Below are 18246 nucleotides of genomic sequence, written 5' to 3' on the forward strand. Positions count from 1 at the left end.
AATCTTAAGGAACGGTTTACCAATTAAAAACAATTTAATATACATTTACCCTACTTTGTCATGATCCTTCGCGCCACAATAAATAATAAACGATGCTTAACAAAACTCTTTCAGAAACTTGTAACGAAGTTATTTTTTCATCTTTTTTTAAAAGTAATGCAAAAATGCTACGAAACTTTCTTTTCTATAAATTTGGCAACAAAGAAAAGGCAGAAGATTTAGTCCAAGAAGCTTTTATTAGATTATGGCAAAACTGTCAAGATGTTCCAATTGAAAAAGCAAAATCATACGTTTATACTGTAGCCAATAACGGCGCCTTAAACATTATAGCACATGAGAAAGTTGTATTAAATTATTCAAAAACCACTACTAGTCGAGACAAAACTCATGAAACACCTGAATTTATATTGGAAGAAAAACAATTCAAGAAAAAACTTTTAACCGCTATTGCCAATTTAAATGAAACGCAACGAGTCGCTTTTTTGATGCATCGTATTGACGGAAAAAAATATATTGAAATAGCAGAAGAGCTAAACATAGGGATAAAAGCCGTAGAAAAGCGAATTAGCCAAGCATTACTTGAACTGAGAAAAGAAATTAACAATTTAAAGTAGGGTCTCCCCTGTCCCTCCTTGTTATACATTACAAATATAACACAAAATAAAATGAAAAAAAATTACTTACATGCAAAATGGCTGAATGAGGAGATGAACGAGGAAGAGCTGGCCGCTTTCCAAGCAAGTGATGATTATGAACTCTATGAAAAAATAAAAATCTATTCTTCTCAACTAGAAGTGGCTGATTTCAATGAAGAAAAAATTATCCAGAAAATCATTAGTAGAAAAAAAACAAAAACAAAGCAGATTACGTTATATACAATCTGGTTTAGTAAAATAGCCGCCATCTTAATTATTGTACTAGGGCTGTTTTATAGTGTAGAAAAAATTTCTATCGTAAATCAAATTACAGACAATGGTGAAAAAAGAACTTTTCTACTACCAGATCATTCTGAAGTTGTATTAAACTCGGGATCAGAAGTAAACTATAAAAAATGGAATTGGAATACAAATAGAGAACTCAAACTAAACGGTGAGGCCTACTTTGCAGTAACAAAAGGAAAGAAATTTAAAGTAAAAACTAAGCTAGGAATAGTTACTGTTCTAGGAACACACTTTAATGTAAAAACAAAAAAAAATCAATTTAATGTAACTTGTTTTGAAGGAAGAGTAAAAGTTAATTATCAAAAAGCCCAACTGATATTGACTAGTGGGCAAAGTGTAACATTTGAAAACGGTAAACAAACCAACACTACATCACAAATCACAAAACCAATATGGATCGACAATCAAATGTCATTCCAACAAGAAAAACTAACGGCTATAATTACTGAAATTGAAAAACAATATAATGTAACAATTATAATAAAAACTAAAAACACTGAAAACGTGTTCTCTGGAAAAATCCCAACTAATAATCTAGATACAGCGCTACAAATTATTAGTACAACATACAACTTGAACTATAGCATAGCAAAGGATCAAATAATTTTTGAAGAAAAATAAATGTTTTTTTATAAACGTATTTACACTTTAATACTCACCTTTATTATTGCTTTGAATGCCACAAGTCAAAGCAATAATAAAGCTATTCCTTTAAAAGTTATCTTATCGTTAATTGAGAAACAAAACAATGTTAACTTTAACTATACTGAAAATATCCTCAATACAATTAAAACAACCGCACCTGCAAAGCAACTTTCTTTAAAAGATAAATTACTATATCTCGAAAACATAACCGATTTATCTTTTGAAAATATAGATGACAAATACATCAACATTTTCAACAAAAAAAGTAAAAAAAACATAGAAATTTGCGGATACGTCTTATCCGAAAAAGACAATTGCCCGATCGAAAATGCAAATATTCATTTCGAACAAGCAAAAACTGCGACAACAAATCAAATGGGTTATTTTTCATTTAAAAAAGAAAACGAAACTAGTTTTACCATCAGCCACATTGGTTTTGCAAGTAAAAAAATTACGATTGCAGAAATCCTTAAGACCAATTGCTTTACTATTTTACTTAGTCCATTGGTAACAGAACTCCAAGAAATAAGATCTAATTATTTTTTAGCCTCTGGAATTTCCAAAAGCGATGGTGTATTTGAAATAAAACCTAAAAAATTTGGAATTTTGCCAGGCTTAATTGAACCTGATGTTTTACATGCAATGCAACAAATCCCTGGGATCAATAGTACAGATGAAAGCGTTTCAAGTATAAATGTACGTGGAGGCACACATGATCAAAACTTATTTTTGTGGAATGGAATTCGCATGTACCAAACTGGACATTTCTTTGGTTTAATTTCAGCATTTAATCCCTATTTAGCCCATACAATTTCTATTTATAAAAATGGAAGCTCTGCCTTTTATGGCGAAAGTGTCTCTAGTGTAGTTTCAATATCTTCAAACCCACAGCAAACAGATAACGCGAACTTTAGCGCAGGCATAAACATGATAAATGCAGATGTTTATTCGAAATTTAAAATTACAAAAAAAGCTTTTATTGAAATTTCAGGAAGAAAATCAATAACTGATTTTGTAGAAACAACTACCTACAAAGAGTATTACAACAAAGCATTTCAAAACACTAGTATTACTGATTTTTATAATAATCAAAACATCAATTACTCTAGCAACAAGAAATTTGGCTTCTACGATATCACACTTAAATATTTTCAAAAAATAGGAACAAAAAATCAGCTCATTCTAGACTTAATAACTATTAGCGATAAGCTGAGAGTACTACAAAAAGCCTCCAATAACAACTATGCCTCCTCAGAAGAAAATACAATATATCAAAAAAACTATGGAGGTAATCTATCCTGGAAAATAAAGTGGGGCACGAAAAACACTACAAAAATCAACACCTACTTTTCATACTACGAACTTGATGGTGCAAAAAATAACGCACAAGACGATCAATTATTAAAACAAGAAAACAAAGTCCTAGATCTTGGTTTTAAACTAGAAAACAATCACATCATTAATTCCAAATTAAAATTCAACAATGGATACCAATTCAATGAAATTGGGATTACAAACCTAGAAACAATTAACAACCCAAAATTTTACCGCAAAACCAAAGAAGTATTACGTACATCGGCAGTAATTCTTGAAGGAATCTACACTGACACCATTTCAAGAATTTATTGCAATGCAGGCATTCGTTTTAATTATATTTATAATTTTAAAAAATATAATATAGAGCCTCGATTGCAATTTAACTACGGCTTAAGTACACATCTAAACTTGGAAATACTAGGTGAGTTTAAAAGTCAAAATTCCCAACAGACGATTGATTACCAAAAAGATTATTTTGGAATAGAAAAAAGACATTGGATCCTATCTAACAACTCTACGATTCCTATTCAAAAAAGCAAGCAACTCTCTATCAGTCTATCATACTCAAAGCACCAATGGTTATTTATATTCGAAAATTTTTACAAAAAAGTAACAGGCATTACAAGCCAAAGTCAAGGATTTCAAAACCAATTGGAGTTTTTGAAAATCAATGGAGACTACACAGTCATAGGAACTGAAATACTAATACAAAAAAAAATAAATCATTATTCATCTTGGATTAGCTATACTTATAATGACAATAATTACGATTTCCCAACATTCAATCCAACAAAGTTTTCCAATAATTTTGAGATGAATCATGTAATATCTTGGGCTGCAATGTATGATAAAAAAAACCTTAAAATAGCATTGGGAACTAGATGGTCCTCTGGACCTCCAGAGACTACACCGGTAAATAATATAATAAATCCCGCAAATCCATTGCTAAATTTCAACAAACCAAACAATAAACTCTTGAGTTCGTTTTTTCAAATTAACTTATCAAGCACCTACAAATGGGAAAGCACCAACGGAATTCAATACAAATTAGGATTATCTCTACTTAATATCCTAAATAAAAAAAACGAAATCAACGAATATTATAAGATAAGCGCTCTGACAAATACTGTAGAAGATGTTAAAACATTTTCATTACGTCGTACGCCAAATTTAAGCGTTAGAATTCAATTTTAGTACTATTCTCAGAAAGTATGATGGCACGTATTGATTGAAATTAAAATATTCTTACAAAAAAAATCAAAGTTATAGTAGGGTAAAATAACCCCAAACTGTTTTATAATTAAACACCTAAAAAACATTAATTATGAACAGAAAAGAATTTTTTTCAAGAGTAGGTTTTGGCGCGGCTGCAGCCCTATTACCAGCTTGTGTAGCTGGTTTAGCTACAAGTTGTAGTTCCGCAGGAGAAAACACTGCTGCTCCAACATCGGTAGATTTTATCCTAGACATCTCAACTGGTTCCTTAGCTACTGACGGAGGTTTTTTAGTATCGAACAAAATAGTTGTTGCAAGAGTAAATGCCTCGACTTTCCTTGCTGTTTCTGCAGCTTGTACACATGAAGGTACTAATGTGAATTATGTCAATTCAAGTAACTCTTTTCATTGCCCAAACCACGGAGCAAATTTCAGCAATACAGGAAGTCATCTCAATGGGCCTGGATCAAGCGATCTAAAACAATACAATGTAACACTTGTTGGAAATTCATTACGCGTATACTCCTAATAAATATCTATTAAGATCAACTGCGTTTTTTAAATATTTTTTTTTATGAAAAAACTCAAAAGAATAATAATCGCAATAACAATTTTGCTCCTCATTGGACTATCAACTTATTATTACATAATGCATGCAGGAGCGAGAGATTTAAGCGCAGAGGAATCTGCTTATACCGTTACAGCAAAAGATATAACAATTGAATTTAATACTAATATTGATGACTCTAATAAAAAGTATCTTGAAAAACCAATTGCCATAACAGGTATTGTAACTGCATTAACTCCCACTCAAATTACAATTGACAAAACTGTTATTTGCAATCTTAAAAATCCACAAACAAATATCGAGATCGACCAACTAATATCCCTTAAAGGAAGAGTTATAGGATATGATGATTTAATGGAAGAGGTAAAGATTGATCAATGTATCATAATTAAAAAATCACTATAAATGAAAATACAAAAAATATTAAGTTGTTTTGTTTTACTTTTTTCTATTCAAACTATAACAGCACAAGACGATTTACTTGGACAATTAGATGTAAAATCTACAAAAAAAGAAGCTACCCCTTACACCTTCAAAGCGCTTCAAATCTGCAATTTACAATCAACAAAACTACCTGCAAAAGGCGAATTTTACATGTTAATCACACATCGCTTTGGTGATTTGACCGAAGGAATAAACAACTTTTTTGGTCTAGATAATGCTAATACAAAAATTGGAGGTATATACGGACTAACCGACTGGTTATCCATTGGAGTTTCAAGACATACGTTTCAAAAAAATTATGAAACGGCCTTTAAATATCGTTTTGCTAAGCAAATGGAAAACGGCTTCCCTGTTACCATAGCTGGATACAATACATTTGATATCAATACTGAGCTTGACAAAACTAATTATCCTTCCTTGAAATTCTCAAATCGTTTAGCTTACTCGGCCCAATTGCTTATTTCTAGAAAAGTAACCCAATCCCTATCCTTAGAATTAGCCACAATTTATACTCATAAAAATCTATATGATAACACAACCGAATATGCCGATTTAGCACTACTAGGCTATGGAGCACGTTACAAATTAACAAAAAGACTAAGCCTAAATCTTGAATATGACATGCGATTAAATGCAATTGATGGTTATATGACAAACAAATTTCAAAACCCAATGACTGCAGGTTTAGACATAGAAACTGGAGGTCACGTATTTCAATTGGTATTTTCAAATAGTCAAGCAATGAACGACGTCTCCCTTTTCACTAATGCCACTGGAAAATTCAATAAAGGAATTTATTTTGGTTTTAATATGTATAGAGTATTTTAATCCCCTAAAAATTATAATTGACCTGAGTAATAACAATAACAAATAATCTATTATGAAAAAAACAACAATTTTACTAGTCGCAGCTTTAGCTAGTTTTTTATTCTATGCCTGCGAAGCGAACACTTATAGTGACATTGAACAACCCGATGCTACCGAAACGCCAACACCAACACCAACGCCAACGCCGACACCAACGCCAACGCCAACGCCGACACCGACACCGACACCGACACCGACAACAAGTAAAACATACACTGCAGATGTACAACCAATTATTAGTGCAAACTGTACTGCTTGTCATGGTAATGGTGGTCAAGCACCTACTTTAACTACCTATACTCAAGTTAAAAATGCAGCAAGTACAGGAAAGTTAGTTTGCACAATACAAGCAAATGGTTGCAAAACAATGCCTCCAGCAGGAAAGATGCCACAAGCAAACATTGACTTAATTCTACTTTGGAAAACCCAAGGTTACTTACAATAAAATAAGATGAAAAAAACAATTATTATATTCGCCCTTTTGTTAATAGGAACTACTGTATTCTCACAAAAAATGATAACCCGCAACGGTAAAATAACCTTTGAAGCTTCCATTCCTAGTTTTGAGGAAATTAAAGCAACAAATAGTACTGTATCTTGTATTCTAGACGAAGCAACTGGTGATTTTGCAGCTTTGGTTTTAATTAAATCGTTTAAGTTTAAAGCCCCATTGATGGAAGAACATTTTAATGAGAACTACATGGAATCAAATCTTTTTCCTAAGGCTACTTTTAAAGGAAAAATTTTAAATTTTGATGCTAAAAAACTATCAACTGCTTCGACTACTTATGAGCTGGAAGGAGATTTAACAATACATGGTATCACGAAGAAAATTAAAACCAAAATAAATCTAATTCTAACTGGAGGAAAATTAAATACCACCGCAAATTTTGACATAAAACCACAAGACTACGGCATTGAAATACCAAGTTTAGTAAAAGATAAAATTGCAAAAAACATAGACACTAGAATAAATTTCAACTTAGAAACGCAATAAAAACTGCAGGTTTAGTTAAAAAAGCGACTTCAAATTGAAGTCGTTTTTTTGTACACAATATTAAAAGTTACATTCTCTCCGGAACATTTATTCCTAATAATTTGAAAGAAGCAGCAATGGTGTCGGCTACTTTTTTAGAAAGTTGGACTCTGAATGTTTTTTTATCCAAATCCTCTTCTCCTAAAATAGGCACGGCTTGATAAAATGAATTGTACTCACGAACTAAATCATAAGTAAAATTAGCGAGCAACGCAGGGCTATGATTATGAGCAGCGTTTTGAATCACTTCTGGAAACAACTCTATTTGTTTTAGCAATTCTTTTTCTTTTTCATGCAGCACGGTCGCTTGTGAATTATTAGAAAAATCAAAATTTGCTTTTCGAATAATAGACTGGATTCTCGCATACGTATACTGAATAAATGGACCCGTATTCCCAGCAAAATCAACTGATTCTTCAGGATTAAAAAGGATGCGTTTTTTAGGATCTACTTTTAGAATATAATATTTCAAAGCACCTAACCCGATTGTATTGTATAAATTAGCTTTTTCTTCTATCGAATAGCTTTCTAATTTCCCTAAATCTTCGGCGATTTTCTGCGCAGTAGCAACCATTTCATTCATCAAATCATCAGCATCCACAACAGTTCCTTCACGGCTTTTCATTTTTCCAGAAGGTAAATCCACCATTCCGTATGATAAATGATACAAGCTTGATGCCCAATCAAAACCTAATTTTTTCAAGATTAAGAACAACACTTTAAAGTGATAATCTTGCTCGTTTCCTACGGTATAAACCATTCCGCCTACATCTGGCATATCTTTTACGCGCTGAATTGCAGTACCAATATCCTGAGTCATGTAAACCGCAGTCCCATCTGAACGCAATACAATTTTACGATCTAAACCTTCATCAGTCAAATCAATCCATACTGAACCGTCAGGGTCTTGTTCGAAAATTCCTTTTTCGAGTCCAATGTTTACCACATCTTTCCCTAGCAAATAGGTATTGCTTTCGTAATAATATTTATCAAAATCAACGCCTAAGTTTTTATAGGTAATTGCAAAACCATCATAAACCCATTGATTCATTTTTTTCCAAAGTGCAATAACAGCTTCGTCTCCAGCTTCCCATTTTTGTAGCATTTCTTGTGCTTCAAGGATAATTGGCGATTGCTTTTTAGCTTCATCTTCGGTTTTTCCTTCACTCATTAACTGAGCTATTTCTTGTTTGTAAGCTTTATCAAAAGCTACATAATAATTCCCAACTAACTTATCTCCTTTTTGACCAGTTGATTCCGGAGTTTCTCCGTTACCAAATTTTTGCCAAGCCAACATGGATTTACAAATATGAATCCCTCTATCATTAATGATTTGAGTTTTATACACTTTTTTTCCTGACGCCTTAATAATTTCGGCAACAGAATAACCTAAAAGATTATTACGAACGTGACCTAAATGCAACGGTTTATTAGTGTTTGGTGAAGAATATTCGACCATAACAGCTTTAGCATCTGCCGCAGGAGTTACAAAACCAAACTGCTCGTTATTTCTAATTTCATTGAAGAAATTAAGATAATATGCATCTGAAATTACAATATTTAAAAAGCCCGAAACCACATTAAAACGGTCGACTTCGGCTAGGTTTTCGACTAAATAGTTACCAATCTTGTTTCCTAATTCTACGGGATTGCTTTTTACCACTTTTAAAAGCGGAAAAATAACCATAGTAATATCTCCTTCAAAATCTTTCCGAGTCGTTTGAAATTCTACTTTGTCAATAGTTACGCTAAATAAAGCCTGAATAGCTTTCTCAATTGAAGGGGTAAGAATTTGTGATAATGTCATTTTTAAATTTTATTTAAGACTGCAAATATAGTTATAATGAACGCAAATTGAAAATTGAAAACCAACTATATTAAACCCTGAAAAACAACAACTTAACCACACACCAACCACCTACAAACATTTTTTAAGCCAATATCTGTAACCTTTTTAAGATTTAAGCGTCTATAGAGTAGGTTTTATCATCAAAATAAATAAAATTTAAAAGGTTTTTTAAAAATAGTACTGTGTTATGCATACTATTTAAAATTAAAGAATACCTTTGCGTCATCATCAATCAAATTTTTAATCAAAAATCAACAATCATGAAAGCACTAAAATTAATTTTAGTCTGTTTCTTCGCAACAATTGTTTCGATGCAAGCACAAACTGCAACCAAAATCAATCTTATTGAAAACCCAGGCACAGTCACTGGAAAAGTCATTGACAAGAAGACCAACGAACCCCTATCTTATGTCAATGTCATTATTAAAGAAGGCGATAAATTCGTCACCGGAGGCATCACCGCAGACAACGGAACTTTTAATATCAAGAATTTAGACTTAAAAAACTACACTGTCGAATTTCAATTTATTGGTTACAAAACGGTTTCAAAAGCAATTAACCTCACAACTACCAATAAATCAATAAACCTCAACACCATCACTATTGAGGAAGATGCAATTGAGCTAAAAGGTGTAAACATTGTGAGTGAAAAATCAACGATCGAACAAAAAATTGATCGTAAAATCATCAACGTAGGTAAAGATTTAATATCGGCAGGAGCAACTGCTGGAGAAATCATGAATAACATTCCCTCTGTAAGCGTTGATCCACAAACAAATGCAATTAGCCTTAGAGGAAACTCGAATGTACGCGTACTAATTGACGGAAAACCTTCGAATATCGATGCTTCTCAATTACTACAACAAATTCCGTCTTCTTCAATTAAGCAAATTGAACTGATCACCAATCCTTCGGCAAAATACAATCCGGAAGGAATGAGCGGAATCATCAATATTGTTTTAAATAAAAACAGCAAAATAGGCTTTAACGGAAGTATTAACAATGGAGTTACTTTTGGAAAGACACCAAAATTAAATTCTTCTTTCGACCTTAATTACCGCAGCGGGAAGTTTAATTTTTATGGAAATTACGGTTTGAACACCGGTAGACAATCCAACAGTGGTTTTATAAAAAGTGAAGAGACCAATAAAGAAAACGATCAATTATTTACTTTCATTAACAACAACACATCACATTTAGCCAAAGTAGGTTTTGATTTTAACATCAATGACAAAAACACCCTTTCGTTTTATACCAATCAAAGTTTTTACAATGGGACAGGAAAAGCGAGTACAGATGTGGATTACAGAAACAACACAACGGATGATCTAGTTCAACTTTTTACGAATGCCAACAAGGAACATTCTGAAACCTACAATTTTGATTATAAAATAAACTTCAAAAAAGAAGGACACAGTTTAGAGTTAGAAATGAATTACAATAAAAATGACGGTCCAGAAAACGCTGTTTATTCCAACTTCAACCGAGACAGTGGCGCTTTGACCAGCAGTTTTACAAATGATGTTAGTACAATAGGCAAAAACAGCATCATCAATCTTGATTATGTAAATCCGCTTACTGAAACCATTAAACTAGAATTAGGACTAGAGCACAGAGACGAGTCAACAGCTAATAGCTTATTAAGAGACCGCAATCCTAATTCAAACTTTAACTATGATCGAAACATTTCTTCGGCTTATGTTACTTTAGGCAAGCAATGGAAAAAATGGAGTTTTCAAGCAGGAGCTCGATTAGAGAAATACAAGGTAACTGCATTATTCAAAGAAGTGTCAAAAACAGATGGAACTTTTCAGGATGATTTATTAAACCTATACCCTTCTACTTTCTTGACTTATAATCCTAGCGAAAGCAACTCTTTTAATCTAAGTTTTTCTCGAAGAGTAGATCGACCAAGCATTGGACAGGTAAACCCGATTAGAGAATGGAGTACTGCAACGCTAGACTCACAAGGAAATCCAGACCTTATTCCGCAGTTTACGAACTCTTATGAAATCAATTATACACGAAAAACAAAAATTGGTTCTATTACTTCAGGGATTTTCTACAGACGAATCGAGGACGAAATTACCCGAGTAATTTTTACCAATCCAGACAATCCGAACAAGCAAATCTTATCGTATGCCAATTTCAGCAATAACAATGCGTATGGAGTTGAAGTATCTGGAAATTTAGATTTCAAAAAATGGTGGTCAGCCAATGTGAGTATCGATGCGTACCAGAAAAAAGTAAAAGGAACTATTGAAAGCACACCAGGCAACTATGAATTTGTGGAAGTTGATGCCAATACCTTTAACGCTCGTATCAACAATACATTTAAAGCGACAAAAGACCTTCGTTTTCAATTATTTGCCATGTATCGAGGACGTGATTTGAGTTTACAATTCAACAGATCAGCCATGTGGAAAATGGATATTGGAAGCAGTTACAACATCTTAAAAGGAAGCGGAACTATTAGCGCTCGTTTTAGCGATATTTTCAAGACAATGAAATTTGCTTTTGAAGGAGACCGCCCTTATCCTTCCAACGGACAATTTAACTGGGAAAGCCAAACCGTTTACCTAGGATTCAATTACCGTTTTGGATCTGGTAAAAACAAAGCTAACCAAAGAAAGCAAAGAGACAATAACGAAAGCCAAGGTGGCGGCGGCTTATTGTAAATACACCTACATACTAAAAACACAAAACCCGGAACTACACGTCCGGGTTTTGTATTTTAAAAAAAGCACTCGATCTAATGAATACCTATTTCTGTGCTTTTATTGAAGCAACATATTCAGTCAATTTTTTACCGTAAAGAGATTGCGCTACTTTTGGGCTCATTGATTTTTGAATAGTATCTAAATATTTAATATTGATATCGTAAATCTCAGATAAAGCAATATAAGGCGCTACTTCATAATCTCTATTGTTGATAGCAAAATTAGTTGCGTACAAATACTTTCTTTTAATGTTTGAATCTTGCTTTAAGCTTAAACTATCGATTGCTTTAGTATTTTTTCTTTTGATAGCATTAAATTTTTGCTCGATCAAAGTTAAATTCTCATCTTTAAATCTAGAATTAATTTTTTTATAATCTTCCAATAACTCTTGATTTTTAGAACCTGTAATTTTAGCATCCCCAAGGTACGAATCAAGCGTGGTTTCAATATTAATATTTCCAGGTTCCGCAAAAAACGTAATATTATTGTCTAATGAATTAGTCACTCCTCTATCAAGAAACAAGTATAAAATCTCTGGCGATTTTAAATCGAGATCACTTGTAAACGTTGAGCTTCCGTCCATTTTTATAGTATCGATAGCAACCAGAGCAGAATCCACAATTCTTTGGATGTATAAGGTTCCTGTTTTAAGTCCTTTAATGTTCCCGGTAATGTGAACATTTTCTTTAGATTCTTTTTTATTGCATGACACTAGAAGTGCTAGTGAAACGATTGCAAGAATTGTTTTTTTCATTGGTTTTATAATTTTGCTGCAAAATAAAGAAAATTGTTGGAAACAGCCGAGTTTAAATTCTGGTAATTTGATAAAAAAATCCCAGCCTATTGCTAGACTGGGATCTTTTTGTACTATTATATAAAATTAACCTTTCAACCAAGCTTCTTTTAATGTTGCTTTACTAGCGTCAGTAGCTTTTACAACTTCTTTTTCTTCATACGGAAATTTTACTTTTCCCTTTAACACTTGCGCTACACCATTGCGTTTTATTTTAACTGCAATCGTATCATCCTCTTTCCATTTTTGAGATTCACCAATCATATCATAGATATTGTCTAATGAGTATGGCTTATCGTTTATAGACTCGATAACATCACCTCCCTTAAGATCTAAAGCAGTATAAAATTCATTTAACTCAATTTGAGGAATTACTACAATTTCTTTAGTTTCAGGATTAACTGTAATGTATGGCTTTTGTCCTTTCAAAAACACATTTCCTGGCGTTTTCTCTGAAGCCAATGACACACCTACTTTTGCAAAATAAGTTTCATAAGGAATAGGAGTTGTACCCGCTACATAAGTTGTAAGAAACTCACCTACTTCTGGATAAGTTAGCGCAGTGATTCTAGCAAAAAGTTCTTCGTCATTAAATGGTTTCGAAACACCATATTCTGCCGCTAGTTTGTGCATTAAATCAAGAATACCTCTTTCTCCATTGCTTTTTTCTCTAATAATAATATCCAAGCACATCCCAATTAAAGACCCTTTTTGATACACATTAGTATACTGTTCTTTATAAGGTTCTACCAACACATTTTTACTCATAGTAGTAAATGACATCGTATCGTTCATTGCTTTTGAACGCACAATTTGGTCCGAAAGACGATCGTAAAAATCATCTTCGGTAATTAAACCTTGATTGATTTGGAATAAATTAGCAAAATATTCGGTTACCCCTTCGTACATCCATAAATGCTCTGACATTTTTGGCGCGTTATAATCAAAATATTGAATTTCTTTAGAGTGAATTGTCAATGGCGTTACAATATGAAAAAACTCATGAGACACCACATCCATCATCGATTTAATCAATTCTTCTTTTGGCATTACCTCTGGCAAGACAACCGTAGTTGCAGTAGGATGTTCTAATGCTCCAAAACCTTTGGCATCCGTATCAGTCATAGTCGACAAATACAACAATACACTGTATTTTTTAGTAGTGTTTATTTTCCCTAAAAAATTCTTTTGTGCCGTCATCATTGTCTTCATTTCAGACGTAATACTTTCGGCAGTCACTTTTCCAGTTGGTGAATATACTGCAATGTTAATTTCCATTCCATCTACCACAAATGAAGTGTGATCTGGCTTAGCATACATAATAGGATTCTCCACTAATTCCGCATAACGAGAAGTTGTAAAAACATCAATTGTATCACTAGCATCCATGTCTGCCATTGAAGTTGCTCCCCACATATCTGCAGCGTGCTGTACCGTTAATTTATAAGGAACCGACATAAAATCAGAAAAATAACCCACGAAACAATGGGTGTTTAACATTACGTTTTTCCCAGCATCAATATTAGATCCTGCAGGCGAAAAGATATCGTCTGTACCAAATTTAGATCCTTTTTCAGTATCGAATGAGTCGTTTACTAAATACGTAATTCTCTTCAAGGTTTTTGCTTTAGCGATAGACCAAGAATTATCATCTGTTTTTTTTACTACTAGTAAATTTCCGCTTGCATCAAAGGCTTTCAAGTCATCAATATAACGACCATAATTATCCTCAGAGTACGTTCCAGGAACTGTTTTTGGGATATGATACGTAACCATATCTGTTTTGATAGCCGGGGCATTTACAACCACCAGTACCTTATCATCTTTAATATCTGTCAATTTTATAGCTACATCAATAGTTTGATTTGCGCTAGCTGCAACCGTCGAACTTGCTGTTTTACATCCCAATAGCACAGAAGCTACGGTAAAAGCAAAAAGTATTTTTTTCATTTTTAATTGGATTTTGATAATAAGTCGCTGCTTTGTCTGTAATGTTACAATCTGCTGCGCATTTCTGCTTCAATTTCGAACAAAAAAAACACCCTAAAAAGAGTGTTTCCTGCATTGGACTAATCCAATTTATTTTTTATATAATATTTTCCATCTAAATCTTCATCAAAATCATCAATTTTAATTGGTTTTGGCTTAGGCTTGTTCGCTACAGCTCTCTTTTTCCACATTTCAAATTTCTCAGCGGGCATCTTTTTTTTCATGATCTCCAAAACTTCTTTCTCGGCAAGACCAAATTCTTTTTTAATAATTTCAAAAGGATTTTTTTCTTCTAAAGCCAATGCAACAAGTTTTTCTGTTTCATCCCAGGTCAATTCTTTTCGGTTACTCTTTTTCATCACGTGAAAATTAATTCAATTTTGTTTTTATGATTAATATAATTGATTCTAAATAATATACCAATATTAATAAAAATAATAATTAGTTCGTATGAAAATGAGATATTTTTTTAATGACTTCCAAAAAAACTTTAATTAGTGCTATTTCGCGCCTTTTTATTAGAAAATAAAATCAGTAAAAAACAAAGCTCAGTAAGCAAGCCTTTTACACTAAAATCCATAAACTTTAGGTATACAAATAAGCCCAATATATCAATACGAGTTGCAAAGGCATTCTGAGCAGTAAAACCACTTTGGGCAATCCCATACTTGCTTTTTTATTTTGGAACATATAAACATGTGTTGGAAAAACCGCTATTAATAATGCAATTACACCCCAAGCCGCATAAGGACGAAGCTCCGGAATAAACAAAGCTATCCCTAGAACAATCTCGGCAATCCCACTCAACTGATTCAAAAGACATGGATTTGGTAAATAAGGCGGAATAATCTTTTTATACAACTTGGGAGTTCTAAAATGATTTAAACCAGCAATTATATAAACCAAGGCCATAAAATAAAGGTGCCAAGATGAATTCATAAATTGATAAATTTGAGGTATTTCTACTGCTAAATTAACAATATTTTTTATAAATAACTTTAATAGCTCAGTATATTACCATTTTTAATATCATTTTGACGTTTTAAACTTAATATTCATCAAAACAATAGCCAAAATAATCAAAATGATGCCGATCCATTGCACTAAGATTACGTTTTCATTTAATAAAAAATAGGCCATCATGACAGAAACAGGCAGTTCTAGCGCCGAAACAATACTTCCTAAACCAATTCCAGTAAGCGGAAAACCTGCGTTCATCAATAGGGGTGGAATTATAGTTCCGAACAGCGATAAAACAATTCCCCATTTTAAAAATATAGCAAAATTAAAAGGCGTGGTTTGAGTCATAATCGAAAACGAAAACACAATTATTGCACCACCAAGCAACATATACAAACTACGTTGTGCAGATGAAATTCCTGTTGCAACTCTATTAGCCGTAAACATAGTGGTAGTAAATGAAGCTGCCGCCAAGAAACCCCACATGATACCATGCCAATCCAGCTGTATTTCATTGTTTATTAAATTAGTAGCTAGTACGGTCCCTACCAACACAATCACAACCGATACGATTTTTTGAGTCGAAGGAATTTTTTTCTCTAAAATCATTTCTAGTAAAACGCCCATCCAAACAGTTTGCATCAATAACACAATCCCAATAGAAACCGGAATGTACTTTACAGCCAAATAATAAAAAACGCTAGTCATTCCTAAAGAAGTTCCTGCTAGCATTAGATTAAAAATATTTTTCTTAGTCGCTTTGACAACCTTGTCTTTGTTTTTATTTTTTTGGAATAAATTGATGATTAATATCCCTATGATTCCTAATATAAATTGTGAAGTCGTCACCTCGGCAGTTGTATACCCTTCCATATAAGCCATTTTGACAAACGTGGCCAACATTCCATAACTCGTTGCTCCAAATCCTACTAGCAACACCCCTTTTAAAACCTTATTCTCAAACATTCTTTTAATTTTTTTATAGCGGGCAAAGATAGTTTTTAGTTATGAAAAAGCGCTACAGACTGTTTTATTTTTAAAACAAACCTTTTAAGTATTGATTTTTAATTCCGATTTTAGCATAATCAAAACTTAATTTTTCTTGCAACAAAGTAGCATACACGCTCCTAAAGTCAATTTGATGCTTCAAATCGCCTTGTTGTAAGTCGGATAAATTAGGGTTAATACCAATGGTATTTCCTTTATTATTCCCTCCAATGATAAACATAGGCGCTGCAGTTCCATGATCAGTACCGTTTCCATTGTCTTTTACCCTACGTCCAAATTCTGAAAAAACAACCACCGTAACGTTTTCTAATAGCTTAGCATCTTTCAAATCAGTATAAAAGCTAAATAAAGCATCATCCAGCTCAGATAATCTATTTTTATGAATCGAAAGCTGATTGTCATGCGTATCAAAACCGCCCAACGAAGTATAATACACTTTCGAATTCAAATTTCCTTTTATCAATCGCCCTATCCAAGCGAGGTTTTTTCCCAAACTTGTTTTGGGATAAGAAGCTTCGGAAGTGGCTTTCGCCAAAGCGTTCTGGATTTGCTCAGATCCTTCAACAGCCGAGTTAGCGATTTTCCGAACAAAGTCTAACTCTGGATTGGTCGATAATATCGTGTTTTCTTCCTTGCCGTTTTTAACTTTAAATTTCTCAGGATCTTTTATAGTAATCGAGTTTGGCTCTTCGCCTCGCAAAGATAAATTATCAATATTGTCAATATTAATACCCGCCGTAGGGGTGTGCTCAGTACATTGTAAATCTAAATACCGCCCAAGCCAACCATCATTAATATACTGATTTGAGTCTGATGCTGTTTGCCAAATTTCTTGACTTCTAAAATGCGAGCGCACAGGCTCCGGATAACCCACGTTTTGAATCACCGCTAAATGTCCGTTTTGTTGCATTTGCGCAAAGCCTTTTAAAGCCGGATGAAATGCCATCTCTTTGTTTCCTGCAATTACATCATCTTTCGAAATAGCAATTTTAGGACGCATTTCATAATACAAAGGATCCAGGTACGGTATGTACGTATTCAAGCCGTCGTTACCGCCGTTCAATTGTACAAAGACCACACATTGTTCTCCAACAACTAGGTTTTCTTGCTTGCTAAAAGAGAATAGAAAATCAGGCAATAACAACGATCCACCTGTAAAAGTACCCGTCAACGATAAAAAATTTCTTCTGTTCATTATTTAAGTATTAGAGGTGGAAACTAGATTAATTGAAATTCAGGTTCTTTGATGATGGCGTTAAACAATCGCAAAACCGCTTGATCAGCATTGGGTGCATTGGGATCAAAATCATATTTTAATAAGCTTTCAAAGTCTTTTTGAGATTCTGGACTTACGTCAAATAGTAAACGTGCTGTCAATTCACTAATGATGGCTTTGTTTTTTCCTTTTTGCCAATGCAAGGACACGGTTTTATTTTGTCCCCGCTTGCTGCCTTCCATTTGTGATCTATTAAAAATGCGTCCTTGGCAATATCCATCAGCAATACTAGCGCGTTGCAAATAAATTTGAGTCGTTAACCAGGATTTCCCACCTTCCCAACCTTTCACATTGGGTTGATTGAACAAATCCATGCTTTGTTGTTTCAAGAAATTCACAATTGGCTTACCATTAATTACGTCCAATTGCAACTCGTTAATCAATTGTAAGCTAAATTCTAGTGGGTTTTTGATCTTAGAGCCAGCTGTTTTTTTATCCCATTCTTCGGTAAAAATTTTCATTAATAAAGGCTGAAACTCAAAGTTTACTTTTCGAAAATAATCTCCATAATAGACAACCAACTCTTCCTTTGGATGATCATAACTAAACCACTATGGACTGAAAGTCCATAGATTTGGTTAGCAGACTTAAAGTCTGCACGGTTGCTAGTCTTCAATT

Annotated in this window: 16 protein-coding genes and 1 pseudogene; 9 read left to right on the plus strand and 8 right to left on the minus strand. The window is 33.3% G+C overall.

The features are described from left to right. Positions 1–92 precede the first annotated feature (92 nt). The 8 genes from H8R24_RS05245 (at position 93) to H8R24_RS05280 (ending at position 6994) form a co-directional block, all read left to right on the plus strand. Entirely contained in the window at positions 93–614 is a 522-nt protein-coding gene (locus H8R24_RS05245) for an RNA polymerase sigma factor (protein WP_187017439.1), read from the plus strand. A 51-nt stretch (positions 615–665) separates the two neighbouring features. After that, positions 666–1562 (plus strand): FecR family protein, encoded by an 897-nt coding sequence (locus tag H8R24_RS05250; RefSeq protein ID WP_187017438.1) that lies wholly within the window; start codon positions 666–668, stop codon positions 1560–1562. Then, positions 1563–4097, plus strand: coding sequence for a TonB-dependent receptor (locus H8R24_RS05255; RefSeq protein ID WP_187017437.1), 2535 nt, complete (start codon positions 1563–1565; stop codon positions 4095–4097). It abuts the gene before it with no gap. A gap of 130 nt (positions 4098–4227) precedes the next feature. Beyond that, positions 4228–4647, plus strand: coding sequence for a QcrA and Rieske domain-containing protein (locus H8R24_RS05260; protein ID WP_187017436.1), 420 nt, complete (start codon positions 4228–4230; stop codon positions 4645–4647). 45 nt (positions 4648–4692) lie between these two features. Next, positions 4693–5091 (plus strand): OB-fold protein, encoded by a 399-nt coding sequence (locus H8R24_RS05265; protein WP_187017435.1) that lies wholly within the window; start codon positions 4693–4695, stop codon positions 5089–5091. Next, on the plus strand, positions 5092–5958 hold the full coding sequence (locus H8R24_RS05270) for a DUF5777 family beta-barrel protein (RefSeq protein WP_187017434.1): 867 nt from the start codon (positions 5092–5094) through the stop codon (positions 5956–5958). Between the two features lie 52 nt (positions 5959–6010). Next, positions 6011–6442, plus strand: a complete 432-nt coding sequence (locus tag H8R24_RS05275) for a c-type cytochrome (RefSeq protein ID WP_187017433.1) — start codon at positions 6011–6013, stop codon at positions 6440–6442. Between the two features lie 6 nt (positions 6443–6448). Beyond that, complete coding sequence (locus tag H8R24_RS05280) at positions 6449–6994, plus strand: YceI family protein (RefSeq protein ID WP_187017432.1); 546 nt, start codon at positions 6449–6451, stop codon at positions 6992–6994. 67 nt (positions 6995–7061) lie between these two features. On the opposite strand, the gene argS is transcribed toward H8R24_RS05280, so the two are convergent. Then, complete coding sequence (argS, locus tag H8R24_RS05285) at positions 7062–8840, minus strand: arginine--tRNA ligase (protein ID WP_187017431.1); 1779 nt, start codon at positions 8838–8840, stop codon at positions 7062–7064. Between the two features lie 302 nt (positions 8841–9142). Between argS and H8R24_RS05290 the strand changes: the two genes are divergently transcribed. Then, positions 9143–11560, plus strand: coding sequence for a TonB-dependent receptor domain-containing protein (locus H8R24_RS05290; RefSeq protein WP_187017430.1), 2418 nt, complete (start codon positions 9143–9145; stop codon positions 11558–11560). Between the two features lie 85 nt (positions 11561–11645). Here the strand turns inward: H8R24_RS05290 and H8R24_RS05295 are convergent, their stop codons facing one another. From H8R24_RS05295 to H8R24_RS05325, 7 genes and pseudogenes are all read right to left on the minus strand, one after another. Further along, positions 11646–12356 (minus strand): DUF4369 domain-containing protein, encoded by a 711-nt coding sequence (locus tag H8R24_RS05295; RefSeq protein ID WP_187017429.1) that lies wholly within the window; start codon positions 12354–12356, stop codon positions 11646–11648. 126 nt (positions 12357–12482) lie between these two features. Beyond that, positions 12483–14345: a M61 family metallopeptidase gene (locus H8R24_RS05300; RefSeq protein ID WP_187017428.1), complete on the minus strand. Its 1863-nt coding sequence runs from the start codon at positions 14343–14345 to the stop codon at positions 12483–12485. A gap of 119 nt (positions 14346–14464) precedes the next feature. After that, the gene (locus H8R24_RS05305; RefSeq protein ID WP_187017427.1) at positions 14465–14743 is read right to left on the minus strand and encodes a DUF2805 domain-containing protein; all 279 of its coding nucleotides are present in this window, start codon (positions 14741–14743) and stop codon (positions 14465–14467) included. Positions 14744–14969: 226 nt separating this feature from the next. Next, positions 14970–15323, minus strand: a complete 354-nt coding sequence (locus tag H8R24_RS05310; RefSeq protein ID WP_187017426.1) for a DoxX family protein — start codon at positions 15321–15323, stop codon at positions 14970–14972. 90 nt (positions 15324–15413) lie between these two features. After that, positions 15414–16310 carry an EamA family transporter gene (locus H8R24_RS05315; RefSeq protein ID WP_187017425.1) on the minus strand — a complete coding sequence of 299 codons (897 nt, stop codon included), beginning with the start codon at positions 16308–16310 and terminating at the stop codon, positions 15414–15416. A 70-nt stretch (positions 16311–16380) separates the two neighbouring features. Beyond that, positions 16381–17547 carry a DUF1501 domain-containing protein gene (locus H8R24_RS05320; protein ID WP_187017424.1) on the minus strand — a complete coding sequence of 389 codons (1167 nt, stop codon included), beginning with the start codon at positions 17545–17547 and terminating at the stop codon, positions 16381–16383. 23 nt (positions 17548–17570) lie between these two features. After that, positions 17571–18167 (minus strand): annotated as a pseudogene (locus tag H8R24_RS05325) (DUF1800 family protein); the annotation flags it as partial. Positions 18168–18246 lie beyond the last annotated feature (79 nt).

It is taken from the genome of Flavobacterium muglaense, from assembly GCF_014305155.1.
GTDB lineage: Bacteria > Bacteroidota > Bacteroidia > Flavobacteriales > Flavobacteriaceae > Flavobacterium > Flavobacterium muglaense.

What these genes read in the sequence shown, in the direction of transcription:
- H8R24_RS05260 (WP_187017436.1), top strand. Translation starts at nt 4,228, where the DNA reads ATGAACAGAAAAGAATTTTTTTCAAGAGTAGGTTTTGGCGCGGCTGCA.
- H8R24_RS05305 (WP_187017427.1), bottom strand. Translation starts at nt 14,743, where the DNA reads ATGAAAAAGAGTAACCGAAAAGAATTGACCTGGGATGAAACAGAAAAA.
- H8R24_RS05280 (WP_187017432.1), top strand. Translation starts at nt 6,449, where the DNA reads ATGAAAAAAACAATTATTATATTCGCCCTTTTGTTAATAGGAACTACT.
- H8R24_RS05315 (WP_187017425.1), bottom strand. Translation starts at nt 16,310, where the DNA reads ATGTTTGAGAATAAGGTTTTAAAAGGGGTGTTGCTAGTAGGATTTGGA.
- H8R24_RS05250 (WP_187017438.1), top strand. Translation starts at nt 666, where the DNA reads ATGAAAAAAAATTACTTACATGCAAAATGGCTGAATGAGGAGATGAAC.
- H8R24_RS05255 (WP_187017437.1), top strand. Translation starts at nt 1,563, where the DNA reads ATGTTTTTTTATAAACGTATTTACACTTTAATACTCACCTTTATTATT.
- H8R24_RS05320 (WP_187017424.1), bottom strand. Translation starts at nt 17,547, where the DNA reads ATGAACAGAAGAAATTTTTTATCGTTGACGGGTACTTTTACAGGTGGA.
- H8R24_RS05300 (WP_187017428.1), bottom strand. Translation starts at nt 14,345, where the DNA reads ATGAAAAAAATACTTTTTGCTTTTACCGTAGCTTCTGTGCTATTGGGA.
- H8R24_RS05275 (WP_187017433.1), top strand. Translation starts at nt 6,011, where the DNA reads ATGAAAAAAACAACAATTTTACTAGTCGCAGCTTTAGCTAGTTTTTTA.
- argS (WP_187017431.1), bottom strand. Translation starts at nt 8,840, where the DNA reads ATGACATTATCACAAATTCTTACCCCTTCAATTGAGAAAGCTATTCAG.
- H8R24_RS05270 (WP_187017434.1), top strand. Translation starts at nt 5,092, where the DNA reads ATGAAAATACAAAAAATATTAAGTTGTTTTGTTTTACTTTTTTCTATT.
- H8R24_RS05290 (WP_187017430.1), top strand. Translation starts at nt 9,143, where the DNA reads ATGAAAGCACTAAAATTAATTTTAGTCTGTTTCTTCGCAACAATTGTT.
- H8R24_RS05265 (WP_187017435.1), top strand. Translation starts at nt 4,693, where the DNA reads ATGAAAAAACTCAAAAGAATAATAATCGCAATAACAATTTTGCTCCTC.
- H8R24_RS05295 (WP_187017429.1), bottom strand. Translation starts at nt 12,356, where the DNA reads ATGAAAAAAACAATTCTTGCAATCGTTTCACTAGCACTTCTAGTGTCA.
- H8R24_RS05310 (WP_187017426.1), bottom strand. Translation starts at nt 15,323, where the DNA reads ATGAATTCATCTTGGCACCTTTATTTTATGGCCTTGGTTTATATAATT.
- H8R24_RS05245 (WP_187017439.1), top strand. Translation starts at nt 93, where the DNA reads ATGCTTAACAAAACTCTTTCAGAAACTTGTAACGAAGTTATTTTTTCA.